At 59.6% G+C, this 19,890-nt stretch carries 13 protein-coding genes; 3 read left to right on the top strand and 10 right to left on the bottom strand.

Annotated elements, in window-relative coordinates; translation table 11 throughout:
• The first annotated feature begins 253 nt into the window (after window positions 1-253).
• Both CKW31_RS29755 and CKW31_RS05120 read left to right on the top strand, forming a co-directional pair.
• Window positions 254-427 carry a hypothetical protein gene (locus CKW31_RS29755; RefSeq protein WP_176469787.1) on the top strand — a complete coding sequence of 58 codons (174 nt, stop codon included), beginning with the start codon at window positions 254-256 and terminating at the stop codon, window positions 425-427.
• Entirely contained in the window at window positions 424-627 is a 204-nt protein-coding gene (locus CKW31_RS05120) for a hypothetical protein (protein WP_049826970.1), read from the top strand. Before CKW31_RS29755 ends, CKW31_RS05120 begins: the two co-directional genes overlap by 4 nt.
• A 139-nt stretch (window positions 628-766) precedes the next feature.
• Here CKW31_RS05120 and CKW31_RS05115 read toward each other — a convergent pair whose 3' ends face one another.
• The 10 genes from CKW31_RS05115 to CKW31_RS05070 form a co-directional block, all read right to left on the bottom strand.
• Complete coding sequence (locus tag CKW31_RS05115) at window positions 767-1,369, bottom strand: glutathione S-transferase (protein WP_176469801.1); 603 nt, start codon at window positions 1,367-1,369, stop codon at window positions 767-769.
• Entirely contained in the window at window positions 1,366-5,010 is a 3,645-nt protein-coding gene (locus CKW31_RS05110; protein WP_095093327.1) for an AAA family ATPase, read from the bottom strand. Before CKW31_RS05110 ends, CKW31_RS05115 begins: the two co-directional genes overlap by 4 nt.
• A complete protein-coding gene (locus CKW31_RS05105) occupies window positions 5,007-6,251 on the bottom strand; it encodes an exonuclease SbcCD subunit D C-terminal domain-containing protein (RefSeq protein ID WP_095093326.1) in 1,245 nt (414 codons plus the stop codon). The genes CKW31_RS05110 and CKW31_RS05105 overlap by 4 nt, the downstream gene beginning before the upstream one ends.
• Before the next feature lie 219 nt (window positions 6,252-6,470).
• Window positions 6,471-8,132 (bottom strand): BatD family protein, encoded by a 1,662-nt coding sequence (locus CKW31_RS05100; protein WP_095093325.1) that lies wholly within the window; start codon window positions 8,130-8,132, stop codon window positions 6,471-6,473.
• Window positions 8,129-9,868 (bottom strand): VWA domain-containing protein, encoded by a 1,740-nt coding sequence (locus CKW31_RS05095; RefSeq protein ID WP_095093324.1) that lies wholly within the window; start codon window positions 9,866-9,868, stop codon window positions 8,129-8,131. Before CKW31_RS05095 ends, CKW31_RS05100 begins: the two co-directional genes overlap by 4 nt.
• Window positions 9,865-10,935: a VWA domain-containing protein gene (locus CKW31_RS05090; protein WP_095093323.1), complete on the bottom strand. Its 1,071-nt coding sequence runs from the start codon at window positions 10,933-10,935 to the stop codon at window positions 9,865-9,867. The genes CKW31_RS05095 and CKW31_RS05090 overlap by 4 nt, the downstream gene beginning before the upstream one ends.
• Entirely contained in the window at window positions 10,928-11,422 is a 495-nt protein-coding gene (locus CKW31_RS05085; protein ID WP_095093322.1) for a DUF4381 domain-containing protein, read from the bottom strand. The genes CKW31_RS05090 and CKW31_RS05085 overlap by 8 nt, the downstream gene beginning before the upstream one ends.
• The gene (locus tag CKW31_RS05080) at window positions 11,419-12,363 is read right to left on the bottom strand and encodes a DUF58 domain-containing protein (RefSeq protein WP_095093613.1); all 945 of its coding nucleotides are present in this window, start codon (window positions 12,361-12,363) and stop codon (window positions 11,419-11,421) included. Before CKW31_RS05080 ends, CKW31_RS05085 begins: the two co-directional genes overlap by 4 nt.
• A 4-nt stretch (window positions 12,364-12,367) precedes the next feature.
• Window positions 12,368-13,327, bottom strand: coding sequence for a MoxR family ATPase (locus tag CKW31_RS05075; RefSeq protein WP_095093321.1), 960 nt, complete (start codon window positions 13,325-13,327; stop codon window positions 12,368-12,370).
• A gap of 976 nt (window positions 13,328-14,303) precedes the next feature.
• Window positions 14,304-14,669 (bottom strand): hypothetical protein, encoded by a 366-nt coding sequence (locus CKW31_RS05070; RefSeq protein ID WP_095093320.1) that lies wholly within the window; start codon window positions 14,667-14,669, stop codon window positions 14,304-14,306.
• Between the two features lie 345 nt (window positions 14,670-15,014).
• Here CKW31_RS05070 and CKW31_RS05065 point away from each other — a divergent pair, with 345 nt between their 5' ends.
• Complete coding sequence (locus tag CKW31_RS05065) at window positions 15,015-19,871, top strand: NAD-glutamate dehydrogenase (protein WP_095093319.1); 4,857 nt, start codon at window positions 15,015-15,017, stop codon at window positions 19,869-19,871.
• The last annotated feature ends 19 nt before the right edge of the window (window positions 19,872-19,890 follow it).

The raw sequence follows: 19,890 nt of genomic DNA, 5'->3' as shown, positions 1-19,890 counted from the left end.
TATGCGAATTTTTTGTGGCGTTTATATGTGGGAGCGGTGCTTGCCCGCGATTCGGTTCTAACTCTATCGCGGGCAAGCACCGCTCCTACAAAGGATTGGGTTCCGAGGCTGGATGTTTAATAGGGCTAATTAAGGCGCTCAATAATCAAGCCCACTGATATTCGCTATCTCCAGCCATCGTTTTTCAATACTCCGGTTTTCCACGATCCTGTCGGCCTGGCAACACAACACTGGAACTTACGGAGTTACACCCATGGCCACTGCCATTCTTCACTCAATCAAACAAGGCGCTTATATCGCCATTTCACTTTATGTGGTTTTTACTGCAGTGGTTACTGTTACCAGTATGAACCCGCAACTGACAGCCCCGTCGACCCAACCCCTTGTTGACCGCGCAGCGCTGAATACTCAGGAGCGTGCATCGTGAGTGGCGGCAAAATGTGGGTAACTGCGGGGCTTGCCGTCATGATCAACGGCAGTACGTTGCTGGGGATCGGCCAGAACTCGGTTGGCGGGGTGGCTCGCAATATCGAATGCCGGTATGAAATCGCTCAGGCCATCGAGCTATCCCGGGCGCAGAAAGTGCTGGCGGGGAACCGGCCGGAGAAGGTTGGGGTGGTTGTGTAATGCGGCGGGCAATGCGCTTTCCTGTGGGAGCGGTGCTTGCCCGCGATAAGGCTGGACGCAATTCTGGGATAGACCGAGTTGTACCTATCGCGGGCAAGCACCGCTCCCACAAAAGATTGCGGTTACCGGTAGGCCATGGTCACTTCACCATCACCGCTCGAAACAATGCTGACTGAGTGAACCGATCCAGCCAGCCACGCAACTTCGGATACGGGCTTGTGGCGAACCAATCCGGATCCACCGCGCTGAATTGTCGTATGAACGGCGCGACCGCGATATCTGCCAGACTCAACCGGTCCGTTACCAGAAAATCCCGGTGCTGCAAGCGCGCTTCCAGTTTCTGCAAGAACACCTCGCCCAGTTGCCGGTAATGTTCCTGGGGATATTCCGGGTGGCGCACGAAGTATTTGTAGCGATCCAGATGCTGCTTGAACACGTGATCGTTCTCTTCGATCAGTGCCTGAATGTCTCGGCGGCCGTCGCCGTCGTCGATCAATAGCCAGTTGTCCGGGTCATTCTGGGCCAGCGCCCAATGCATGATGTCCAGACTCTGCTCCAGCACCTGACCTTCAAGCACCAGTACCGGCACCGTACCTTTTGGCGAGCGCTCAAGCATTTCCGGCGGTTTGGCCTTGAGGCTGACTTCATGGATCTGCACGACGTAGCCTGAGTAGCGCAGCGCCATGCGGGCGCGCATGGCGTAAGGGCAGCGGCGGAATGAGTAAAGCACGGCTGCCATCAGTGACTGACCTCTACCGTACTCAAACCATTTCCCTGACGTCGCACCTGAATCTGCACCGGGATCCGTTCGTGCATTTCCTGCACGTGAGAGATCACCCCGACCTTACGGCCTTGAGCCTGCAAGCCATCCAGCGCATCCATGGCCAGTTGCAGGGATTCCGGATCGAGGCTGCCGAAGCCTTCGTCAATGAACAACGATTCGATTTTCAACGTGCTCGACGCCATGGAGGCCAGCCCGAGAGCCAGTGCCAGTGACACCAGAAAGGTTTCGCCGCCGGACAGCGAATGCACGGAGCGCAGCTCGTCGCCCATTTCCGTGTCCATGACCAGCAAACCAAGCATGCTGCCACCGCGCTTGAGGCGATAGCGCCGCACCAGTTGCTTGAGCTGGGCGTTGGCATGATGCACCAGCAAATCGAGGTTGTAGGCCTGGGCGATCTTGCGGAACCGGTCGCCTTCAGCCGAGCCGATCAACGCCGCCAGTCTTGCCCAGCGCAGGTATTCGCTATGGGCGTTGGTGATCTGCTCCTGCAATTCGCGGCTGGCGTTGTTACGGCGCTCGTCTTCGCTCAGTTGGGCGCGCAGATCAGCACATTGCTGTTCCTGTTCAGCGCACAGCTTTTGCGCCTCCAGCAAGGCGGCGGTCAATTGTTCGGCATCGGTCACATCGCTGTGATGGGCCTGATGCTGTTGCAGTTGTTTGTCCCGTTCCTGAAGCAGGATGCGGGTTTGCTCCAGGGTCTTTTCGCTCTGCTGCAATTGTTGGCGCAGCTGGCTGACACCTTCATCGCTGTAGCCGAGCAGCACTTCCAGGGCGGCATCATCCAGTTCGCGATGGGCGCTGCGCCATTGACTGATCTGCTGATCCAGCTCCCCCAGCTCTTGCTGCAATGCCTGCAAGCGCGACTGTTCGCTTTCCAGCCCGGTGGCCAGTTTGATCAACTCGCTACGTGCCTGTTGCAATTCTTCGCTGACGGCAGCTTGTGCCTGACGGGCCTGCTCCAGCGAGGTCTCAAGTTGTTGCTGCCAGTGCTCGGCACTGGCATGACCACCCAGCATTTCAGTCAGGCGTTGCTGGCTGGCCAGTTGCTGGGCTTGGAGGTCGGCGAGGCGTTGTTGCTGCTTCACACGCTCCTGTTCCAGATTGTGCTGGCTGTCCTGTTCCCGTTCGATCCGGCGTGCGCGCTCGGTGTGTTCCTGTTGCTCTTCCTGCTGGCGGTCCAGTTGTTCCAGACGCTGCGCGATATCGTTGTCCAGTTGCATGAAACTGTCGGTGGCCGCTTCACGCCAGCGTGACAGGCTTTCGGCGGGCAGCAGCGGTTCGAATTCTTGCAGTGCAGCTTCAAAGGCCTGATTGTCCAGCGCAATATTGCGTTGTTGATCGTCGAGCATTTTCATCGCGTGCTGGCTGGCATCACGGGCACTTTGTACGTTTTGCTGCAACTGCTCGGCATCTTGCTGCACTTTGAGCAACAGTCGCTGGCGCTGTTCGCTGGTGGCGATTTCTTCAGTAAGCGCATGCAGCCGCTCGCTCAGCCAGTCGCTGCGTAGCTGCTCGGGTTGTTCCAGTAAGCGCGCATAAAGCGGATGCGATTCAAGTTCAGGTGCGAGCTTTTGCAGCTGCTCAGTGAGCTGTTCCAGTTGCGGCCGGGCCTGTTTGAGGCGGGCATTGAGTTCGGTAACTTCGGCACGCAACTCGGCGAGTTTTTCGCTGAGCTGACTGACCTTCAACCGCGCACTGTTTTCTTCGCTGTCGTCATGGCCGGACAGGGCCTGGAGCAGGGCGTCGGACTGATGATAAGGATGATCTTCGCTGCCACACACCGGGCACGGTTGCTGATCGACCAGTTGCGCACGCAGCTCTTCAACGCTGGCGCTGCGGGCCAGACGCTGACGTTGCAGCAACTCGACGGTGACTTTCAGCGCCTGCTCGGCGGCTTCGTGTTCAGTTTTCAGTTGCAGTCCGCTGGCAATACTTTTATTGCGCTGCTCGTTGGCCTGCTGTTGCTGCAACTCGACATCCTGCAGACGCTTTTCGATGTCCTGGTGGCGTTGCCAGATGCGCTCCAGTGAATCAATGGCGCTGTGTTGCTGACGATTGTCGTGGAGCAATTGACCCAGACGCTGGATTTCGGCATTGACCGCTTCGGCCTTGACCTGCGCCTCGCTGTACAGCGCTTGCAGGGCGTTGCGTCGGTCAGTCAGTTCCTGCTCGGCACGGGTTGAGTTATTTTCCAGCTCCGGCAGTTCTTCACGGCCTTTATTCAGCCGCGCGCTGAGTTTCACGGCTTCCTGCAAACGCGGCCGATAGGCCGTCCACGCTTTACTCAACGGGGCGAGTACGGCGCTTTTCTCCAGTTGCTCGGCAATGGTTTGCAGGCGTTCATCCAGCAAGCGCTGTTGATCGAGCAATTGATTCAACGCCGCCTGACTCTCGGCCTTTGTCCGCTCGGCCGCTTCGGCGTGGAGCGTTGCGTCCTGCACTTCTTTGTTCAGGTGAGTGAGGTTGCCTTGCTGCTCGAACGCCTGACCAATGATCGGTGCGGCGGTTTTTTTCTGTTGTTCGGCCTGTTCGAGGGCGCTATTGGCGGCGAGCAGCTTTTCTTCAAGGCCGGTTTGGCGCGCTTGCAGGTCATTCTGGCGTTGCGCGTGTTCAGCGATTTGCGCACTGAGCGGGCTCAACTGGGCGTCGAGTCTATGGCGCTGGGCGAACAGGTGTCGCTGCGGTGCAAGGCGTTCCAGTTGGCTGAGCAACTGACGCTGGCTGTGCTGGTTTTCCCAGTCTTGCTGGGCGCTGGCCAATTGTTCACTGGCGCTCAGGTGTTCGTCACGCAGGCGAAGCAGTTCGTTCAACCACTGCTGTTTGAGTTCCAGCTGACGCTGTTGCGCCTGGTGGGCTTTGAGCTGTTGCTGCGCTTCGCTGAAGTGTTGCTCCAGTTCTGCGCGCTGCTCTGGCGGCATGGGCGCGATGCCCGTCGCCATTAGTTTGAGGTCGTCGTAGAGCTTTTCTGCCTCTTTGCTCTTGCTGAAAGCCCTGCGGCCCAACTGGCTGTAGATCGCCGTATCAGTGAGCTTTTCCAGCAGTTCGCTGCGCTCTTTGTCATCCGCTTTAAGGAAGGCGCTGAATTCGCTCTGAGCGAGCATGACTGCCCGGGTGAACTGCTCGAAGTTCAGGCCCAGACGGGCTTCGAGCATGGTTTTGTATTCTGATTTGTTCTGCGTGCTGAGGATCTGCTCGCTGTCCAGATCGGTCAGAGTCTGGCGGCTGGCCTGGAGTTTTTTTGCGGCGTTGTCCCGTGCGCGGTTGGTTTCCCAGCGAGCACGGTAGCGGCGTTTGTCGATGCCGACGAAATCCACTTCGGCATAACCGCTCCCGGTGCCACGCCGTAACAAGGTGCGCGGGTCGTTAGTGCTGATGTCGCCGTCGATTTCCGGGACCCGTGACTGGCCGATGTTGCTCAGGCGTGGAATGGCCCCAAACAATGCCAGACACAACGCGTCGAGCAAGGTACTTTTGCCCGCGCCAGTCGGGCCAGTGATCGCGAACAAGCCAGCGCTGGCCAGGGGCTCTGCGGTGAAATCCAATTCAAACGGGCCAGCCAGTGAGGCAAGGTTTTTCAGGCGGATGGCGAGAATTTTCATGGTTGTTCGCTCTCCAGCTGTACTTCCTGCAGCAGCGTGGCGAAGTCACTCAGGGTTTGTTCGTCGACCTCGCTGCCGTAGTTATCCAGCCATGCACGGCTGAACAGTTCCTGCGGACTGAGCTGATCCAGTTCGATCAGGCCCTCGTCGCTGTCGCCACCGTCACTGCTGCCTTTACCCGCGTACTCGGCACCGATCCGTACCAGGCGGACGGCTTTGCCTTGCAGGGCCTCTTCGATCTGGTTACGCAGATCCGGCTGCGGTTCGTCCAGGCGGACCCGAACTTCCAGCCATGGCTGGCGATCAACGTCGGCCAGCAGGTCGATGTCCGGCAAATCCTTAAGCTGCAACAGCAACTCGGCCAGCGGTGCCGGGCCAATCCGTTGCAGGTTGACGGCGCGGGGGATCAGCAGGGTTTCGACGCTACGCAGTTGTTCGCCGTCGCAGTCGATTTCGAGAATCTGGTGCTGATAGCCAATCTCCGAAAATGACAGAGGGATCGGCGAGCCGCTGTAACGGATGCGCTCCTCGCCATTGACCCGCTGCGGCTTGTGCAAATGGCCGAGGGCGACGTAAGTGATGCTCGGGCCGAACAGGCTGGCGGGCAGGGCCTCGGCGTTACCGATGATAAGGCTGCGTTCGGAGTCTTCCGACACCGATCCACCGGCCATGTGGGCGTGGCTGATGGCGATCAGGGCCTGACCCGGCTGGCGTTTCAGATTAGCCGCCTCGATCAACAGCTCGTGCACGCGGCCAATGCCACGCAAGTAATCGTCGCCCAGGGTTGCGCCGGTGACTTCAGCGGGGCGCAGGAAAGGCAGAGCCAGGCACCATGCGCCGATTTCACCTTTGGCGTCGGGCAGTGGCAGCAACAGGCGTTCGACATCCAGGGTGCCGTCATCGAGCCACAGCACTCGGCCCAGGGCATGGGTGCGCAAGCGGCGCATCAACGGCGCGGGCAATTCGATGCGCGAACCGGAGTCGTGGTTGCCAGCAATCATCACGATAGTCAGTAACGGTTGCTGCTCGTGGGCATTGACGATGAAGTCGTACAGCCGCTCCTGGGATTTGACCGGCGGGTTGACGGTGTCAAAAATGTCGCCAGCGATCAGCAGCACATCGGGCTGACGCTCTTTCAGTCGGGCCAGCAGCCAGGTCAGAAAGCTGGCGTGTTCGAAGTCCCGCTCCTGGCCATGAAGGTTCTGGCCGAGGTGCCAGTCGGAGGTGTGGAACAGTCGCATGGGTAATCTCAATCCTGAAATGGTGACTTGGCCGGGTGATTGCGGTTATGAACCTGTGCAATTTTTATGTGGGAGCGTTGCTTGCCCGCGATAAGGCTGGACGCGATCTGAAGTGAACCGCGTCCAGCCTTATCGCGGGCAAGCACCGCTCCCACAGGAGTTGGGTTTGCAGGCCGATATAGAGTTTCCTACAGGGCATACGCTTGCGACCAAGGCTTTCTATTTTGGATACAACGGCGGCAGGCTCTGCTCGGCCGTCGGGTCCTGAATATTTTCGGCGGCGGGCAGGGTGCGTACTGCTCGCCATAGTTGTTCGCCCAGCCACAGCTGGCCGGTTTCGCTGTACAGCGCGCCATTGAGGCCGTCCAGTGCGTCGGACAGCGGCACGAAGCGGGCGGCCATGTCGGCCAGGGTTTCCGGTTGCTGCCGCGCCCAGGCGTCCAGTGCCTGTCGAGTCGCTTGCGGGTCGTTGGCGAGGCAAGCTCGCTTGAGGTCATCCAGCACCGTACGCGGGCTGGGGCCGGTTTGCACGGCGCGGGCGACGGCGGGCTGACTGCGGGCACGCCACCAGAGTACAAAACCGATCAGCGTCGTGAAGGCAAAAAACAGTGTGCTCATCTGCCACGGCCACACGGGCGGGCCGATCACCGTAACGCCGTTCAAATCACTGCTGACCGGTGTGTCCACTGCCAGACTCGGGTTGATACTGATTTGCAAGGTTCGGGCGGGCAGGCTGGTGTGTTCCAGATGGTCTTCCAGGGTGTTCCACCAGACCACGTCCACGCTCGGTAAATCAATGGCGCCCGGGCGAGTCGGCACCAGTGCCTCACGTTCTTCACGGGTGCCGATCAGGCCGCGATCGCTGGTTACGTTGGCCAGTTTGGGCTGGTCCGGATAACGTCGCAGGGCGCTGACTTCAGTGGCGGGCAAGGGCGGCAGTTGCGCGCCGGACAAGCCTTCGACTTTGACGGTCATGGTGCGGGTCAGGGAATCGCCCACCTGACTGTGGCCGGGTTCCGGGCTCCAGCTTTCACTGAGGTTGACACTGCGCGCGGGCAACCACGGCGCGTCGGCCGGGTAGTTGGCGGGCTTGGGCTTGACCGTCAAAGGCAGCTTTGCAGAACTGACGCGCATGACCTTGCCCGGCTGCGGCCCGAAAGGCGTCCCTGGCTCGTTGTTCGGCGGGCCGTCACTGTTGGGTTGGACCAAGGTGGCGCTGAATGTCTGCGGCGGGATCACCAGCGTGCCGCTCTGTTGCGGATAAATGGCGTAGCGCATCTCGATCACGCCATGACGGATGCCGTTGATGAGCTTTTCATAGGTGCGCGAATCGCCGAGTTTTTCGACTCGCGCTTCCGGCACTTCCAGCGGGCTCAGGTTGCTGTCATCGAACAGCGACACCGAGTGATAGACGCGCAGGGTCAATACAGCCTGGGCCTGGACATAAACGTTGTCTTTATCCAGGGTTGCTTCAACGAACACCGGAGCCTGTTGACTGGCGTGATCCGGGTTGTCGCTTTGCATGACTTGCAGGGTGATCGGCTGGCTTTTCAACGCGCCCAGTTGCAGGGAAGGCACCTCCACCGAGCCGGTCTGTTTCGGCAGCAGCGTGATGATCCAGCGCGTGGTTGCCTGATTGCCGCCATCCAGCGTGTTGAGTCGGTTGATCTGGCGAGTGCCGCCGACATCAAAGCTACCCTCCAGGGCGCTCAGATCAGGTTTGCCGAACTGGGTGACGTCGCTGGTTTCCAGGGTCAGCTCCACCGTTTCCCCGGAATTGAGTCGCGTGCGGTCGACGCTCGCCACCAGTTCCGCAGCCTGGTTGGGCAGCGCAACGAGGCTGAGCATCAAGCCGAACAATAGGGTGGAGACGCGACTCATTGGGTTTTTTCCTGACGCTGTTGCTGTTCGTACCAGAATTTACGCCGTAGCAGCTCGCCGGGATCATCCGGGATCTGCCGCAGCCATTGCTCCAGCGCCTGACGTCTTTCGCCATTGATGTTTCCGTCGGCGGGCCGGATCGGTGGCCGGGTGGTTTCCTCGTCATCCATGGGTGAGCCCGATTGCGGATTGCCTTTGGTCTGGGCAGACGACTCACCGGGTGATGGTTCACCGTCGGCACTGTTTGCTTCGGCAGACTCGGTTGCTTGCTGGTTCTCGGAGCGTTGACTGGCAGCGGCCTGATTCTGCGGGTTTTCGCCGTCATTATCGTCGTCGCGGGTTTGAGCCTGATCAGCGTCATCAGGTTCCGCGGCCTTCTTCTGTTCCAGTGCTTCCTCCACCAGCGCCTTGTTTTGCAGCGCAGCCCGCAAGTCTGGCTGACTTTCCAGCGCCTGCTCATAAGCGTCCAGCGCTGCCTCCAGATCGCCGTTGCGCGCCAGCGCATTACCGCGATTGTAATGGTCGGCGGCGCTGCTGCCCTCGGCAAAACGCTGGGCGGCGCTGGCGTAGTCTCCGGCCTGGTAGAGGGCGATGCCTTTCCACTGTGGATTTTCGAAGTGTTGTGCGGCTTCGGCAGGGCGTTGCTGTTCAAGCAGTTGCTGGCCTTGTTGATCGGGACGTAACCACAGATCGGCAAAGTCGAAGGCGTAGCTGTTTTGCGGCAGCACCAGCAGCAGTGGCAGGCACAGCAACCAGCCACGACGCCCGGCGCAGGCGGCCAACAGCAACAATGGCAGCAGGAACCAGTAACCCTGATCGGTCCAGCTGTCGAGCTGGATCATTTGCCCGTCGCTTTGCACCTGTTTCGGGCTGTCCAGCAAACCCAGCTCCCGTAGATCGTGATCGTCCATGCGCAACTGTCGGTACTGGCCGCCGACTTGCCCGGCGAAGTCCGTGAGGCTGGCGCTGTCCAGACGCGGCAGTAGAATCGCCCCTTGGTCGTCTTTGAGCAGACCGCCTTTTTCCTGCTCGACCGGTGCGCCTTCCGCCGTGCCGACACCGAGAATCAGCAGTGGCGGGGATTGGCCAGCCAAAGCCTGGCGGATCCCCTGACGCTCCTGCTCGCTCAATGATGAACCGATCAACAGCAAACGCCCGCGCCCCAGTTCGCCTTGCTTGAGCAGGGCCAGCGCTTTATGTACGGCCAGATCGGCACGATGTCCGGCCTGGGGCATGATCGACGGTTTGACTGCGTCCAGCAGGTTGCGAATCGTGATCTGGTCGTCGGAGAGCGGCACTAGCGTGTGGGCGCTGCCGGAGTAGACGATAATCGCCGTTTGCGAGTCGCTGCGCGCCTGCAACAAGTCCAGCAGCTTGCGCCGGGCTTGTTCCAGCCGGGTTGGCGGGGCGTCGGTGGCGAGCATTTCCGGAGTCAACTCCAGCAGCACCACCAATGGATCAACCGGCTTCTGGCTCAGTTGTTCAACCCGCTGCCAGCCGGGGCCGAGCAATGCGAGCAGCGCCAGCAGCCAGGCAACGCCGAGCACAACCCATGGTTTTTTACTGTCGCGACCACGGCCGCCGCTGAGCAGCACCGAATGAAAAGCCGCGGGCAGAATCATTTGCCAGCGCCCGGCACGTTTCTGTCGGTGCCAGAGTTGCCAAAGCAGCCAGCCCAGCAACGGCAGAAGCAGTAACCACCAAGGGCGAAACCAGTGCGGCCAGAGCGCAATCATCGGCGACGCCCCAGACGCTGGACGCGTTGCCGCCAGTGCTGAGCGTCGCGGATGAAACGCTGGCGATTGAGCAGTCGATGCAGGGGGTTGTTCGGCCAGCGCTCATGCACTACCAGCAATATGCTGAACAGCATCGCCAACGCCAGCGGCCATTGATAAAGCGCGTGAGCCGGGCGAGCCTGAGTCTGTTGCTGGGCTACGGGCTCCAGCGCATCAAGGGTCTGGCGAATCTTTTCCAACTGATCGCCATCCCGTGCGCGGAAGTACTGGCCGCCGGTCAACTGAGCGATTTCCTTGAGGGTTGGCTCATCCAGGTCCAGGCTGGGGTTCATCCCGAGCATACTCAGCGAACCCTCTTTATTCGGGTCCGAGCCGATGCCGATGGTGTAAATCTTCACTTGCTGCTCAGCTGCAAGCCGCGCAGCGGTCACCGGATCAATCTGCCCGCCGTTATTGGCGCCGTCGGTGACCAGCACCAGAACGCGACTCTGGGCCGGGCGCAGCCGCAGGCGTTTCAGAGCGAGGCCAATGGCGTCGCCAATCGCTGTGTTTTTTCCAGCGATGCCGATTCGTGCTTCATCCAGCCACACGCGCACGGTGTGGCGGTCGAACGTCAGTGGAGCTTGCACGAATGCCTGGCTGCCAAACAGGATCAGCCCGACGCGATCACCCTTACGGCCTTGCAGAAAATCGCCCAGCAGATGCTGAACCAGCACCAGACGGCTGACATCGTCGTTCTTCCACTCCATGTCCGGATAATCCATGGAGCCGGAAACATCCACCGCCACCAGCAGATCGCGTCCGCTCGACGGCAAAGGCAACGGTTCTCCGAGCCATTGCGGGCGGGCAGCAGCCACCAGCAGCAACAGCCAGATCAGAATGAACGGCAATTGCTGACGCCAGCCGGGCAGGGCGACCTTGGCCCTTCGTCCGACCAGCTCTTCGAGATCACCGAGGAAGCTGACCTTGAGCGCCGCTTCGCCACTGTCGGCGGTCGGCAGCAGCAAGCGCATCAGCCACGGCAAGGGCAGCAGGACGAAAATCCAGGGCCAGGCGAACTCAAACATGTTTGCGAATCCAGGTTTCAACGGATTGCGTCAGGCCATTGATGGCCTTGTCGTCGAGTTTGCATTCGGGTTTGTATGCGCCTTCCACCAATACCATCCAGCGAGTCAGGCCCGCGGCAGGGCAGCGGTTGTCGAGGAAAGCCAGCCATTTGCGGCCATTCAGCGTATGGCTCTGGCTGTACGGATAATGGTTGCGACACAGTCTTTTCAGCAGGCCGTTGATTTGCTGCAGCCATGCGCCTGCGGGAGCCCCGTCGTACGGTTTTGGCATGTTGGCCAGTTCGGTCAGCGCCGCAACGCGCACCGGGTCCAGTGGCTGTTCTGCGCGGCGAACCCGGGTCTTCACCGGCAACATATGCCGCATCCGCCACAATCCCCAACCGGCCAGGGGAATCAACAGCAGCAGTAACCACCAGCCCGGTGCCAGCGGCCATAAGCCCACGGCGGGCGGCGCAATCAGCGGTTGCAGTTGATCCAGCGGGTTCATTTGCGTTTCACCGGGCGCTGGGCGCTGAGGTATTCACGCAGTTGCTCGACCATTTCCTGCTGTGTGTTCAGCGGCATCAGCAGCACGCGCAATTTCTTCGCAAGCATTTCCCAGCGGTCTTTACGTGCTTCACCCTGAGCGCGGTAGGCCTGACGCAGCTCAGGGTTCAAGGTGTCCATTTCAAGCTGCGCGCCGCGCTCGGCAAAGCGCAGCAGGCCGGAAGCGGGCAGGGCGTGATCCAGCGGATCGGACAGCGGCAACAGCAGCAGATCGCAATGCCGGGACAGCAGGCTCAGTTGCTGTTCGGCGGCATCAGACAATGCGCGCTCGTCACACAGCACGATCACCAGACTGCCCGGCCGCAGCACTTCCCGAGCGCGGCGCAAGGCAATGCCGAACGCATCGCGGTCGGCAGCGGTTTCAGTGTGCAGCGACTGGTTGACCCGCACCAAGCGGTTGAGCAACTGCAGCAGGCTTTGCTTGCTGCGCCGTGGTTTGATTTCGTAATGCTCGTTGTCGCCAAACACCAGGCCACCCACCCGGTCGTTGTGGATCAACGCCGCCCAGCCGATCAACGCCGCAGCCTGGGCGGCGAGCACTGATTTGAACATTAGGCCCGAGCCGAAAAACAGCCTGCGGCTTTGCTCGACCAGGATAAAAATCGGTCGTTCGCGTTCTTCGTGGAACAGCTTGGTGTGCGGCTCCTGAGTGCGGGCCGTCACTCGCCAGTCAATGCTGCGGACGTCATCCCCCGCCTGATAAACCCGCACCTGATCGAAATCCACACCCCGACCGCGCAGCTTGGAATGGTGCAGGCCAATCAACGGGCTGCGCTGGCTCGGGGTGGAGAACAGCTGGACTTCGCGGACGCGATGACGCATCTCGATCAGCTCTGTGAGGCTGACGCGAATACCCGGCTGGGTGATCAGGTTGGGTTGCATGGCTTTACGCAACAGCCACGACATCAAGAATGCGCTGGATCACCCGATCCTGATCGATCCCTGCGGCTTCCGCCTCGAACGACAGGATTATCCGGTGGCGCAATACGTCGAACAGGACTGCCTGAATATCTTCCGGGCTGACAAAATCCCGCCCGGCCAGCCAGGCGTGGGCCCGCGCACAGCGATCCAGAGCAATAGAGCCACGGGGGCTGGCCCCATAAGAAATCCACTCGGCCATTTCCGCGTCGAACTTGGCCGGGTTGCGGGTCGCCATGACCAGTTGCACCAGGTATTCCTCCACCGCATCGGCCATGTATAGCCCAAGGATTTCCTTGCGCGCGGCGAAAATCGCCTGCTGGCTGACCCGGCGTTCTGGTTTGGTCTCACCATTCAGCGCTTCGCCACGGGCCTGGGCCAGAATCTTGCGCTCCACCGAAGCGTCCGGGAAACCGATCTTGACGTGCATCAGGAAACGGTCGAGCTGGGCTTCAGGCAGCGGATAGGTGCCTTCCTGCTCGATGGGGTTCTGGGTGGCCATGACCAGGAACAGCGGCGACAGGTCGTATGTACTCCGTCCCACGCTGACCTGACGCTCGGCCATGGCTTCAAGCAGTGCTGACTGGACCTTGGCGGGCGCACGGTTGATTTCGTCCGCCAGTACCAGATTGTGGAAGATCGGACCCTGTTGGAAGACGAAACTGCCGGTTTCCGGACGATAAATCTCGGTGCCGGTGATGTCGGCAGGCAGCAGGTCGGGGGTGAACTGGATGCGGTGAAATTGTGCTTCGATGCCTTCTGCCAGTTCCTTGATCGCTTTGGTCTTGGCCAGACCGGGGGCCCCTTCGACGAGCATGTGGCCGTCGGCGAGCAGGGCGATCAGGAGACGTTCGATCAGTTTTTCCTGACCGAGGATCTGCGTGGAAAGAAAGGTTCGCAGCGCTATCAGCGCTTCACGATGTTCCATCGGTGACTGTTCCTGGCAGGTAATCAGCGGCGTCAATCAACGCCGAAGCTGGGGGCGATACTTTAATCCATAGAGGGGCCTGGCGACTAACGGCTCTGGGGTTTTTTGTGTGGTTTTGAGGATAACGCTACAAAGCTTGAGGATTTTTCCTACAGAATTGGGGGTGTAGGGCTTGGCGGTGCTTCTTAATGTTGTGTACATATCCGTTGGCGGGGTAGCGGCTGGTATTGGTTGCGCTTTTACAGCGCCTCACTTTTGAAAGCGCAAAAGTAAGCAAAACGCTCTTGCCCCATCACTCGGTCCCTCGCCTAGGCTCGGGATGCCCGCCCGCAGATCTGAAACCGTGGGCCGCCGCAATGGGCCATCCATGGCCCGGTGCGGCTAACCCGGCGTCCTGCCGGGTTGCCCACGGTTCAGAATCTGCGGGCGGCCAGCGTGGTTTAACGGGGCGCCTGAGATCAAAATCAAAAGCGCGGCGGCCTGACAGCCGACCTGGTTTGTGAATTTGCCGGGCTTCTGTAGGAGCTGCCGAAGGCTGCGAGGCGGTGTGTCAGATGACGTATGCATTGGCTGTGCGGACGTCTCGCGAACAAGTTCGCTCCTACCAGTCCGAGGCGCTACCGCCGTTTTCGCTCTGCTTTTGATCTGCTTTTGATTTTGATCTTAAGCGCCCCGTTAAACCACGCCGGCCGGAATTCGATATTGCTGTGTGGGGGCTCTTGTTAAAGGAAGGGGCGGCAGGGATGCCGGTTTAGCCGCCTCAGGCCATGGATGGCCGGTGGCGGCGGCCCCACGCAGTAATGTCGGATTACGGGTATGCCGAGCGACAGCGAGGGACCCAGTGGTGGGGCAAGAGCGTTTTGGTTACTTTTGTCTGGGCCGACTTCCGGATGTTCAAAAGTGAGGCGCTGTAAAAGCGCAACCAATATCAGCCGTTACCCCAAAAAACGGATATGTACGCAAAAAATACTGCCGATCAAGACCCCGCCAGCTCACTCACATAAACCCCAACACCCTCAAGAATAATCACCAGCGTCTCTTCAACCTCCTTCAGCTCATCCGCCGCCATGCCATGGCTGATTTCATACAGATGATGCCCATCCAGCGCCTTACCATCCGCCGGATCAAGCTCAACCAGCAGACGCTCGGCACTGAGCGTCACCTTAAGCTGCGAAACCGCAAGCACCTTGTCATCGCGCACGGTGATCTCGACTTCCTGCTCGTCCGGGAAGCGCGTCAGCGAAAACAGATCGCCGGTTTCACCGTGGCAGCACAGCAGCGCCATGTCGTCGTACTCGTCATCACAGGGGTTGACGATAAAGCTGGCAGTCTTGATTTTCATGAACGTTCCTGGCTTAAAAGCGGACAAGGGGCAATTTTGCCAGCGATTGGCAAGCAATGCCCAAGAGTTTCCTGCAACCAGATGACCGAATATGTCGCAGCACGACAAGTAACTGCCTGTCAGCTCTCGTTAAGCTGGGTGGCGGATGAACGGTAGAGGAGAAATCCTACCCTGCGTGTTGTTTTTTCCGGCACCGGCTACAGAAAGCAAATGTGACGAGTCGTTCGCGGCAAGCGTTAGTTCTTTGGCTTATGCTGTGCCTCTGCCGTTTCATCCAGGCACAGCATGTGCAGGCAACACTTCCTTCAAGCTTCCTTCTAAAAAAGCACAAGCGGAGTACCTCAGATGGCGTTCTTCACCGCAGCCAGCAAGTCTGACTTTCAGCATCAACTGCAAGCAGCACTGGCGCAGCACATCAGTGAACAGGCACTGCCACAAGTGGCGCTGTTCGCCGAGCAATTTTTTGGCATCATTTCCCTCGACGAACTCACCCAGCGTCGGTTGTCCGATCTGGCGGGCTGCACCTTGTCAGCCTGGCGTCTGCTTGAACGTTTTGAACATGCCACCCCGCAGGTCCGCGTTTACAACCCCGATTACGAACGTCACGGCTGGCAATCCACGCACACCGCCGTTGAAGTATTGCACCACGATCTACCCTTTCTGGTGGACTCGGTCCGCACCGAGCTGAACCGTCGCGGTTACAGCATCCATACGCTGCAAACCACCGTGTTGAGCGTACGTCGCGACAGCAAGGGCGAACTGCTGGAATTGCTGCCTAAAGGCACCAGCGGCGAAGACGTGCTGCAAGAATCCCTGATGTACCTGGAAATCGACCGCTGTGCCAACGCCAGCGAGTTGAATGTGCTGGCCCGTGAACTGGAGCAAGTGCTCGGCGAAGTACGGGTGGCCGTAGAAGATTTCGAACCGATGAAGGCCAAGCTGAATGAGCTGCTGGCAGGCATCGATTCTGTGCAGTACGCCGTCGATGAGGGCGAGAAGTCCGAGGTCAAGGCGTTCCTGCACTGGCTGGTGGATAACCATTTCACCTTCCTGGGGTACGAAGAGTTTCAAGTCAGCAACGAAGGCGATGGCGGCCAGTTGGTGTACGACGAATCGTCTTTCCTCGGCCTGACCAAGCGTCTGCGTGCTGGCCTGACTCACGAAGACCTGCACATCGAAGATTACGCCGTGAGCTACCTGCACGAGCCGATGCTGCTGTCGTTCGCCAAGGCCGCGCACCCGAGTCGTGTACATCGCCCGGCGTATCCTGATTATGTGTCGATCCGCCAGATCGACGCCTCGGGCAAGGTCATCAAGGAATGCCGCTTCATGGGCCTCTACACCTCCTCGGTGTATGGTGAAAGCGTTCGCGAGATTCCGTACATCCGTCGCAAGGTGGCTGAGATCGAGCACCGCTCCGGCTTCCATCCCAAGGCTCACCTGGGTAAAGAGCTGGCGCAAGTCGTGGAGGTTCTGCCTCGCGATGATCTGTTCCAGACCCCGGTGGACGAGCTGTTCAACACCGTGATGTCCATTGTGCAGATCCAGGAGCGCAACAAGATTCGCGTGTTCCTGCGCAAAGACCCTTACGGTCGTTTCTGCTATTGCCTGGCCTACGTGCCGCGTGACATCTATTCCACAGAAGTCCGCCAGAAGATCCAGCAAGTCCTGATGGAACGCCTCAAGGCCAGCGACTGCGAGTTCTGGACTTTCTTCTCCGAGTCGGTTCTGGCTCGCGTTCAGTTGATTCTGCGGGTGGACCCGAAGGTTAATCTGAACATTGACCCGGTTCAGCTTGAAAACGAAGTGATTCAGGCTTGCCGTTCGTGGAAAGACGATTACGCCAGTCTGGTGGTGGAAAGCTTCGGCGAAGCCCACGGCACCAACGTGCTGGCGGATTTCCCGAAAGGCTTCCCGGCGGGTTATCGCGAGCGTTTCGCTGCGCATTCGGCTGTGGTCGACATGCAGCACCTGCTCAACCTGAGCGAAGCCAAACCACTGGTGATGAGCTTCTATCAGCCGCTGTCCGGCGACAAGGCGCAGTTGCATTGCAAGCTGTACCACGCTGATACGCCGCTGGCCCTGTCCGACGTACTGCCGATTCTGGAAAATCTGGGCCTGCGTGTACTGGGTGAATTCCCGTATCGCCTGCGCCACACCAACGGTCGCGAGTTCTGGATTCACGACTTCGCGTTCACGGCGGCTGAAGGCCTGGAAATCGACATCCAGCAACTCAACGACACTCTGCAGGATGCGTTCGTCCACATCGTGCGCGGCGATGCCGAGAACGACGCGTTCAACCGTCTTGTTCTGACTGCCGGTCTGCCGTGGCGAGATGTGGCACTGCTGCGTGCCTACGCCCGTTACCTGAAACAGATTCGTCTAGGCTTCGACCTGGGTTACATCGCCAGCACCCTGAACAACCACACGGACATTGCCCGTGAGCTGACCCGGTTGTTCAAAACCCGCTTCTATCTGGCGCGCAAACTGACCACTGACGATCTGGACGACAAGCAATTGCGTCTGGAGCAGGCGATTCTTTCCGCGCTGGACAATGTTCAGGTACTCAACGAAGACCGCATCCTGCGTCGTTATCTGGACCTGATCAAAGCCACCCAGCGCACCAACTTCTATCAGCCTGATGCCAACGGTCAGAACAAGAGCTACTTCAGCTTCAAGTTCAACCCGCGTCTGATTCCCGAGCTGCCAAAGCCGGTGCCCAAGTTTGAAATCTTCGTCTACTCGCCGCGTGTCGAAGGCGTGCATCTGCGCTTCGGTAACGTGGCCCGTGGCGGCCTGCGCTGGTCGGATCGCGAAGAAGACTTCCGTACTGAAGTCCTCGGTCTGGTGAAAGCCCAGCACGTGAAGAACTCGGTGATCGTGCCGGTGGGTGCCAAAGGTGGATTCCTGCCGCGTCGCCTGCCTCTGGGTGGCAGCCGTGATGATATTCAGGCTGAAGGTATCGCCTGCTATCGCATCTTCATTTCCGGCTTGCTGGACATCACTGACAACCTGAAAGAGGGCGGGCTGGTTCCTCCAGCCAACGTCGTGCGTCATGACGACGATGATCCGTACCTGGTTGTCGCGGCGGACAAAGGCACTGCGACCTTCTCCGACATCGCCAACGGCATCGCCATCGATTACGGCTTCTGGCTGGGCGACGCGTTTGCTTCCGGTGGTTCGGCCGGTTATGACCATAAGAAAATGGGCATCACCGCGAAAGGCGCGTGGGTCGGTGTGCAGCGTCACTTCCGTGAGCGTGACATCAACGTTCAGCAGGACAGCATCAGCGTCATCGGTATTGGTGACATGGCTGGTGACGTTTTCGGCAATGGCTTGCTGATGTCCGACAAGCTGCAACTGGTGGCCGCATTCAACCACCTGCACATCTTCATTGATCCAAACCCGGACCCGGCCAGCAGCTTCATCGAGCGCAAGCGTCTGTACGACCTGCCGCGTTCGGCCTGGACCGATTACGACACCAGCATCATGTCGGCAGGCGGCGGGATCTTCCCGCGCAGTGCGAAAAGCATCGCCATCACGCCGCAAATGAAAGAACGCTTCGACATCAAGGCTGACAAGCTGACCCCGACCGAACTGCTGAACGCGCTGCTCAAGGCGCCGGTTGATCTGTTGTGGAACGGCGGCATCGGGACTTACGTCAAGTCCAGCGAAGAAAGCCATGCCGATGTGGGCGACAAGGCCAACGACGCGCACCGGGTCAACGGTGACGAGTTGCGCTGCAAGGTGGTGGGCGAGGGCGGTAACCTGGGCATGACCCAACTGGGCCGTGTCGAGTTCGCGCTCAATGGTGGCAGCTCCAACACGGACTTCATCGACAACGCGGCTGGCGTGGATTGCTCCGACCACGAAGTGAACATCAAGATCCTGCTCAATGAAGTGGTGCAGGCCGGTGACATGACTGAAAAGCAGCGTAATCAGCTGCTGGAGAGCATGACCGACGAAGTTGGCAATCTGGTGTTGGGCAACAACTACAAGCAAACCCAGGCTCTGTCCCTGGCCACGCGTCGTGCTTACGAGCGGATTGCCGAGTACAAGCGCCTGATGGCGGATCTGGAAGCCCGTGGCAAGCTGGACCGCGCCATTGAGTTCCTGCCTGCTGAAGAGCAGATCAGCGAGCGCGTAGCGGCCGGTCATGGCCTGACGCGTCCGGAGCTGTCGGTATTGATCTCCTACAGCAAGATCGATCTGAACGAAGCGCTGCTGGAATCCCGTGTACCGGATGATGACTATCTGGCGCGCGACATGGAAACCGCGTTCCCGCCGTCGTTGGGTGCCAAATACTCCGGCGCCATGCGTCAGCATCGTCTCAAGCGCGAAATCGTCAGCACCCAGATCGCCAACGATCTGGTCAACCACATGGGCATCACCTTCGTCCAGCGACTCAAAGAGTCCACCGGCATGAGTGCGGCCAATGTGGCGGGCGCTTACGTGATCGTGCGTGATATCTTCCACCTCCCACACTGGTTCCGTCAGATCGAGGCGCTGGACTACAAGGTGCCTGCCGAGATTCAGCTGGCATTGATGGACGAGTTGATGCGTTTGGGCCGCCGCGCAACGCGCTGGTTCCTGCGCAGCCGTCGCAACGAGCTGGACGCGGCGCGTGATGTTGCGCACTTCGGTCCGCACCTCGCTGCGCTGGGGCTGAAACTCGACGAACTGCTGGAAGGCCCGACTCGCGAAGTCTGGCAGACCCGCTATCAGGCCTATGTCGAAGCAGGCGTGCCGGAGCTATTGGCGCGCATGGTCGCAGGCACTAGCCACCTGTACACGTTGCTGCCGATCATCGAAGCGTCTGACGTCACCGGGCAGAATGCTGCCGATGTGGCCAAGGCTTATTTCGCCGTGGGCAGCGCGCTGGACGTTACCTGGTATCTGCAACAGATCAGCAGCCTGCCGGTGGAAAACAACTGGCAAGCCCTGGCCCGCGAAGCGTTCCGTGATGACATCGACTGGCAGCAACGGGCGATCACCATCTCGGTTCTGCAGATGGCCGATGGTCCTGCTGACATTGAAGAGCGCCTGAACCTGTGGCTTGAACAGCACAGCGCCATGGTCGACCGCTGGCGCGCCATGCTGGTGGACATCCGCGCAGCAAGCGGTACGGACTACGCGATGTACGCCGTGGCCAACCGTGAGTTGCTGGACCTGGCCATGAGCGGACAGACCCTCGCGGTTTGATGGTTTAGTTCGGTTGTAA

Origin of the sequence: Pseudomonas sp. Irchel 3A5 (assembly GCF_900187575.1) — a bacterium.
GTDB classification, from domain to species: domain Bacteria; phylum Pseudomonadota; class Gammaproteobacteria; order Pseudomonadales; family Pseudomonadaceae; genus Aquipseudomonas; species Aquipseudomonas folii.
The sequence above is the reverse complement of the archived record's forward strand: the minus strand, read 5'-3'. Positions and strand labels throughout refer to the sequence as shown.

Coding starts and splice junctions, on each gene's coding strand:
- CKW31_RS05110 (WP_095093327.1), bottom strand. CDS start 5,010: ATGAAAATTCTCGCCATCCGCCTGAAAAACCTTGCCTCACTGGCTGGC.
- CKW31_RS05080 (WP_095093613.1), bottom strand. CDS start 12,363: ATGCAACCCAACCTGATCACCCAGCCGGGTATTCGCGTCAGCCTCACA.
- CKW31_RS05075 (WP_095093321.1), bottom strand. CDS start 13,327: ATGGAACATCGTGAAGCGCTGATAGCGCTGCGAACCTTTCTTTCCACG.
- CKW31_RS05065 (WP_095093319.1), top strand. CDS start 15,015: ATGGCGTTCTTCACCGCAGCCAGCAAGTCTGACTTTCAGCATCAACTG.
- CKW31_RS05085 (WP_095093322.1), bottom strand. CDS start 11,422: ATGAACCCGCTGGATCAACTGCAACCGCTGATTGCGCCGCCCGCCGTG.
- CKW31_RS05100 (WP_095093325.1), bottom strand. CDS start 8,132: ATGAGTCGCGTCTCCACCCTATTGTTCGGCTTGATGCTCAGCCTCGTT.
- CKW31_RS29755 (WP_176469787.1), top strand. CDS start 254: ATGGCCACTGCCATTCTTCACTCAATCAAACAAGGCGCTTATATCGCC.
- CKW31_RS05090 (WP_095093323.1), bottom strand. CDS start 10,935: ATGTTTGAGTTCGCCTGGCCCTGGATTTTCGTCCTGCTGCCCTTGCCG.
- CKW31_RS05095 (WP_095093324.1), bottom strand. CDS start 9,868: ATGATTGCGCTCTGGCCGCACTGGTTTCGCCCTTGGTGGTTACTGCTT.
- CKW31_RS05105 (WP_095093326.1), bottom strand. CDS start 6,251: ATGCGACTGTTCCACACCTCCGACTGGCACCTCGGCCAGAACCTTCAT.
- CKW31_RS05070 (WP_095093320.1), bottom strand. CDS start 14,669: ATGAAAATCAAGACTGCCAGCTTTATCGTCAACCCCTGTGATGACGAG.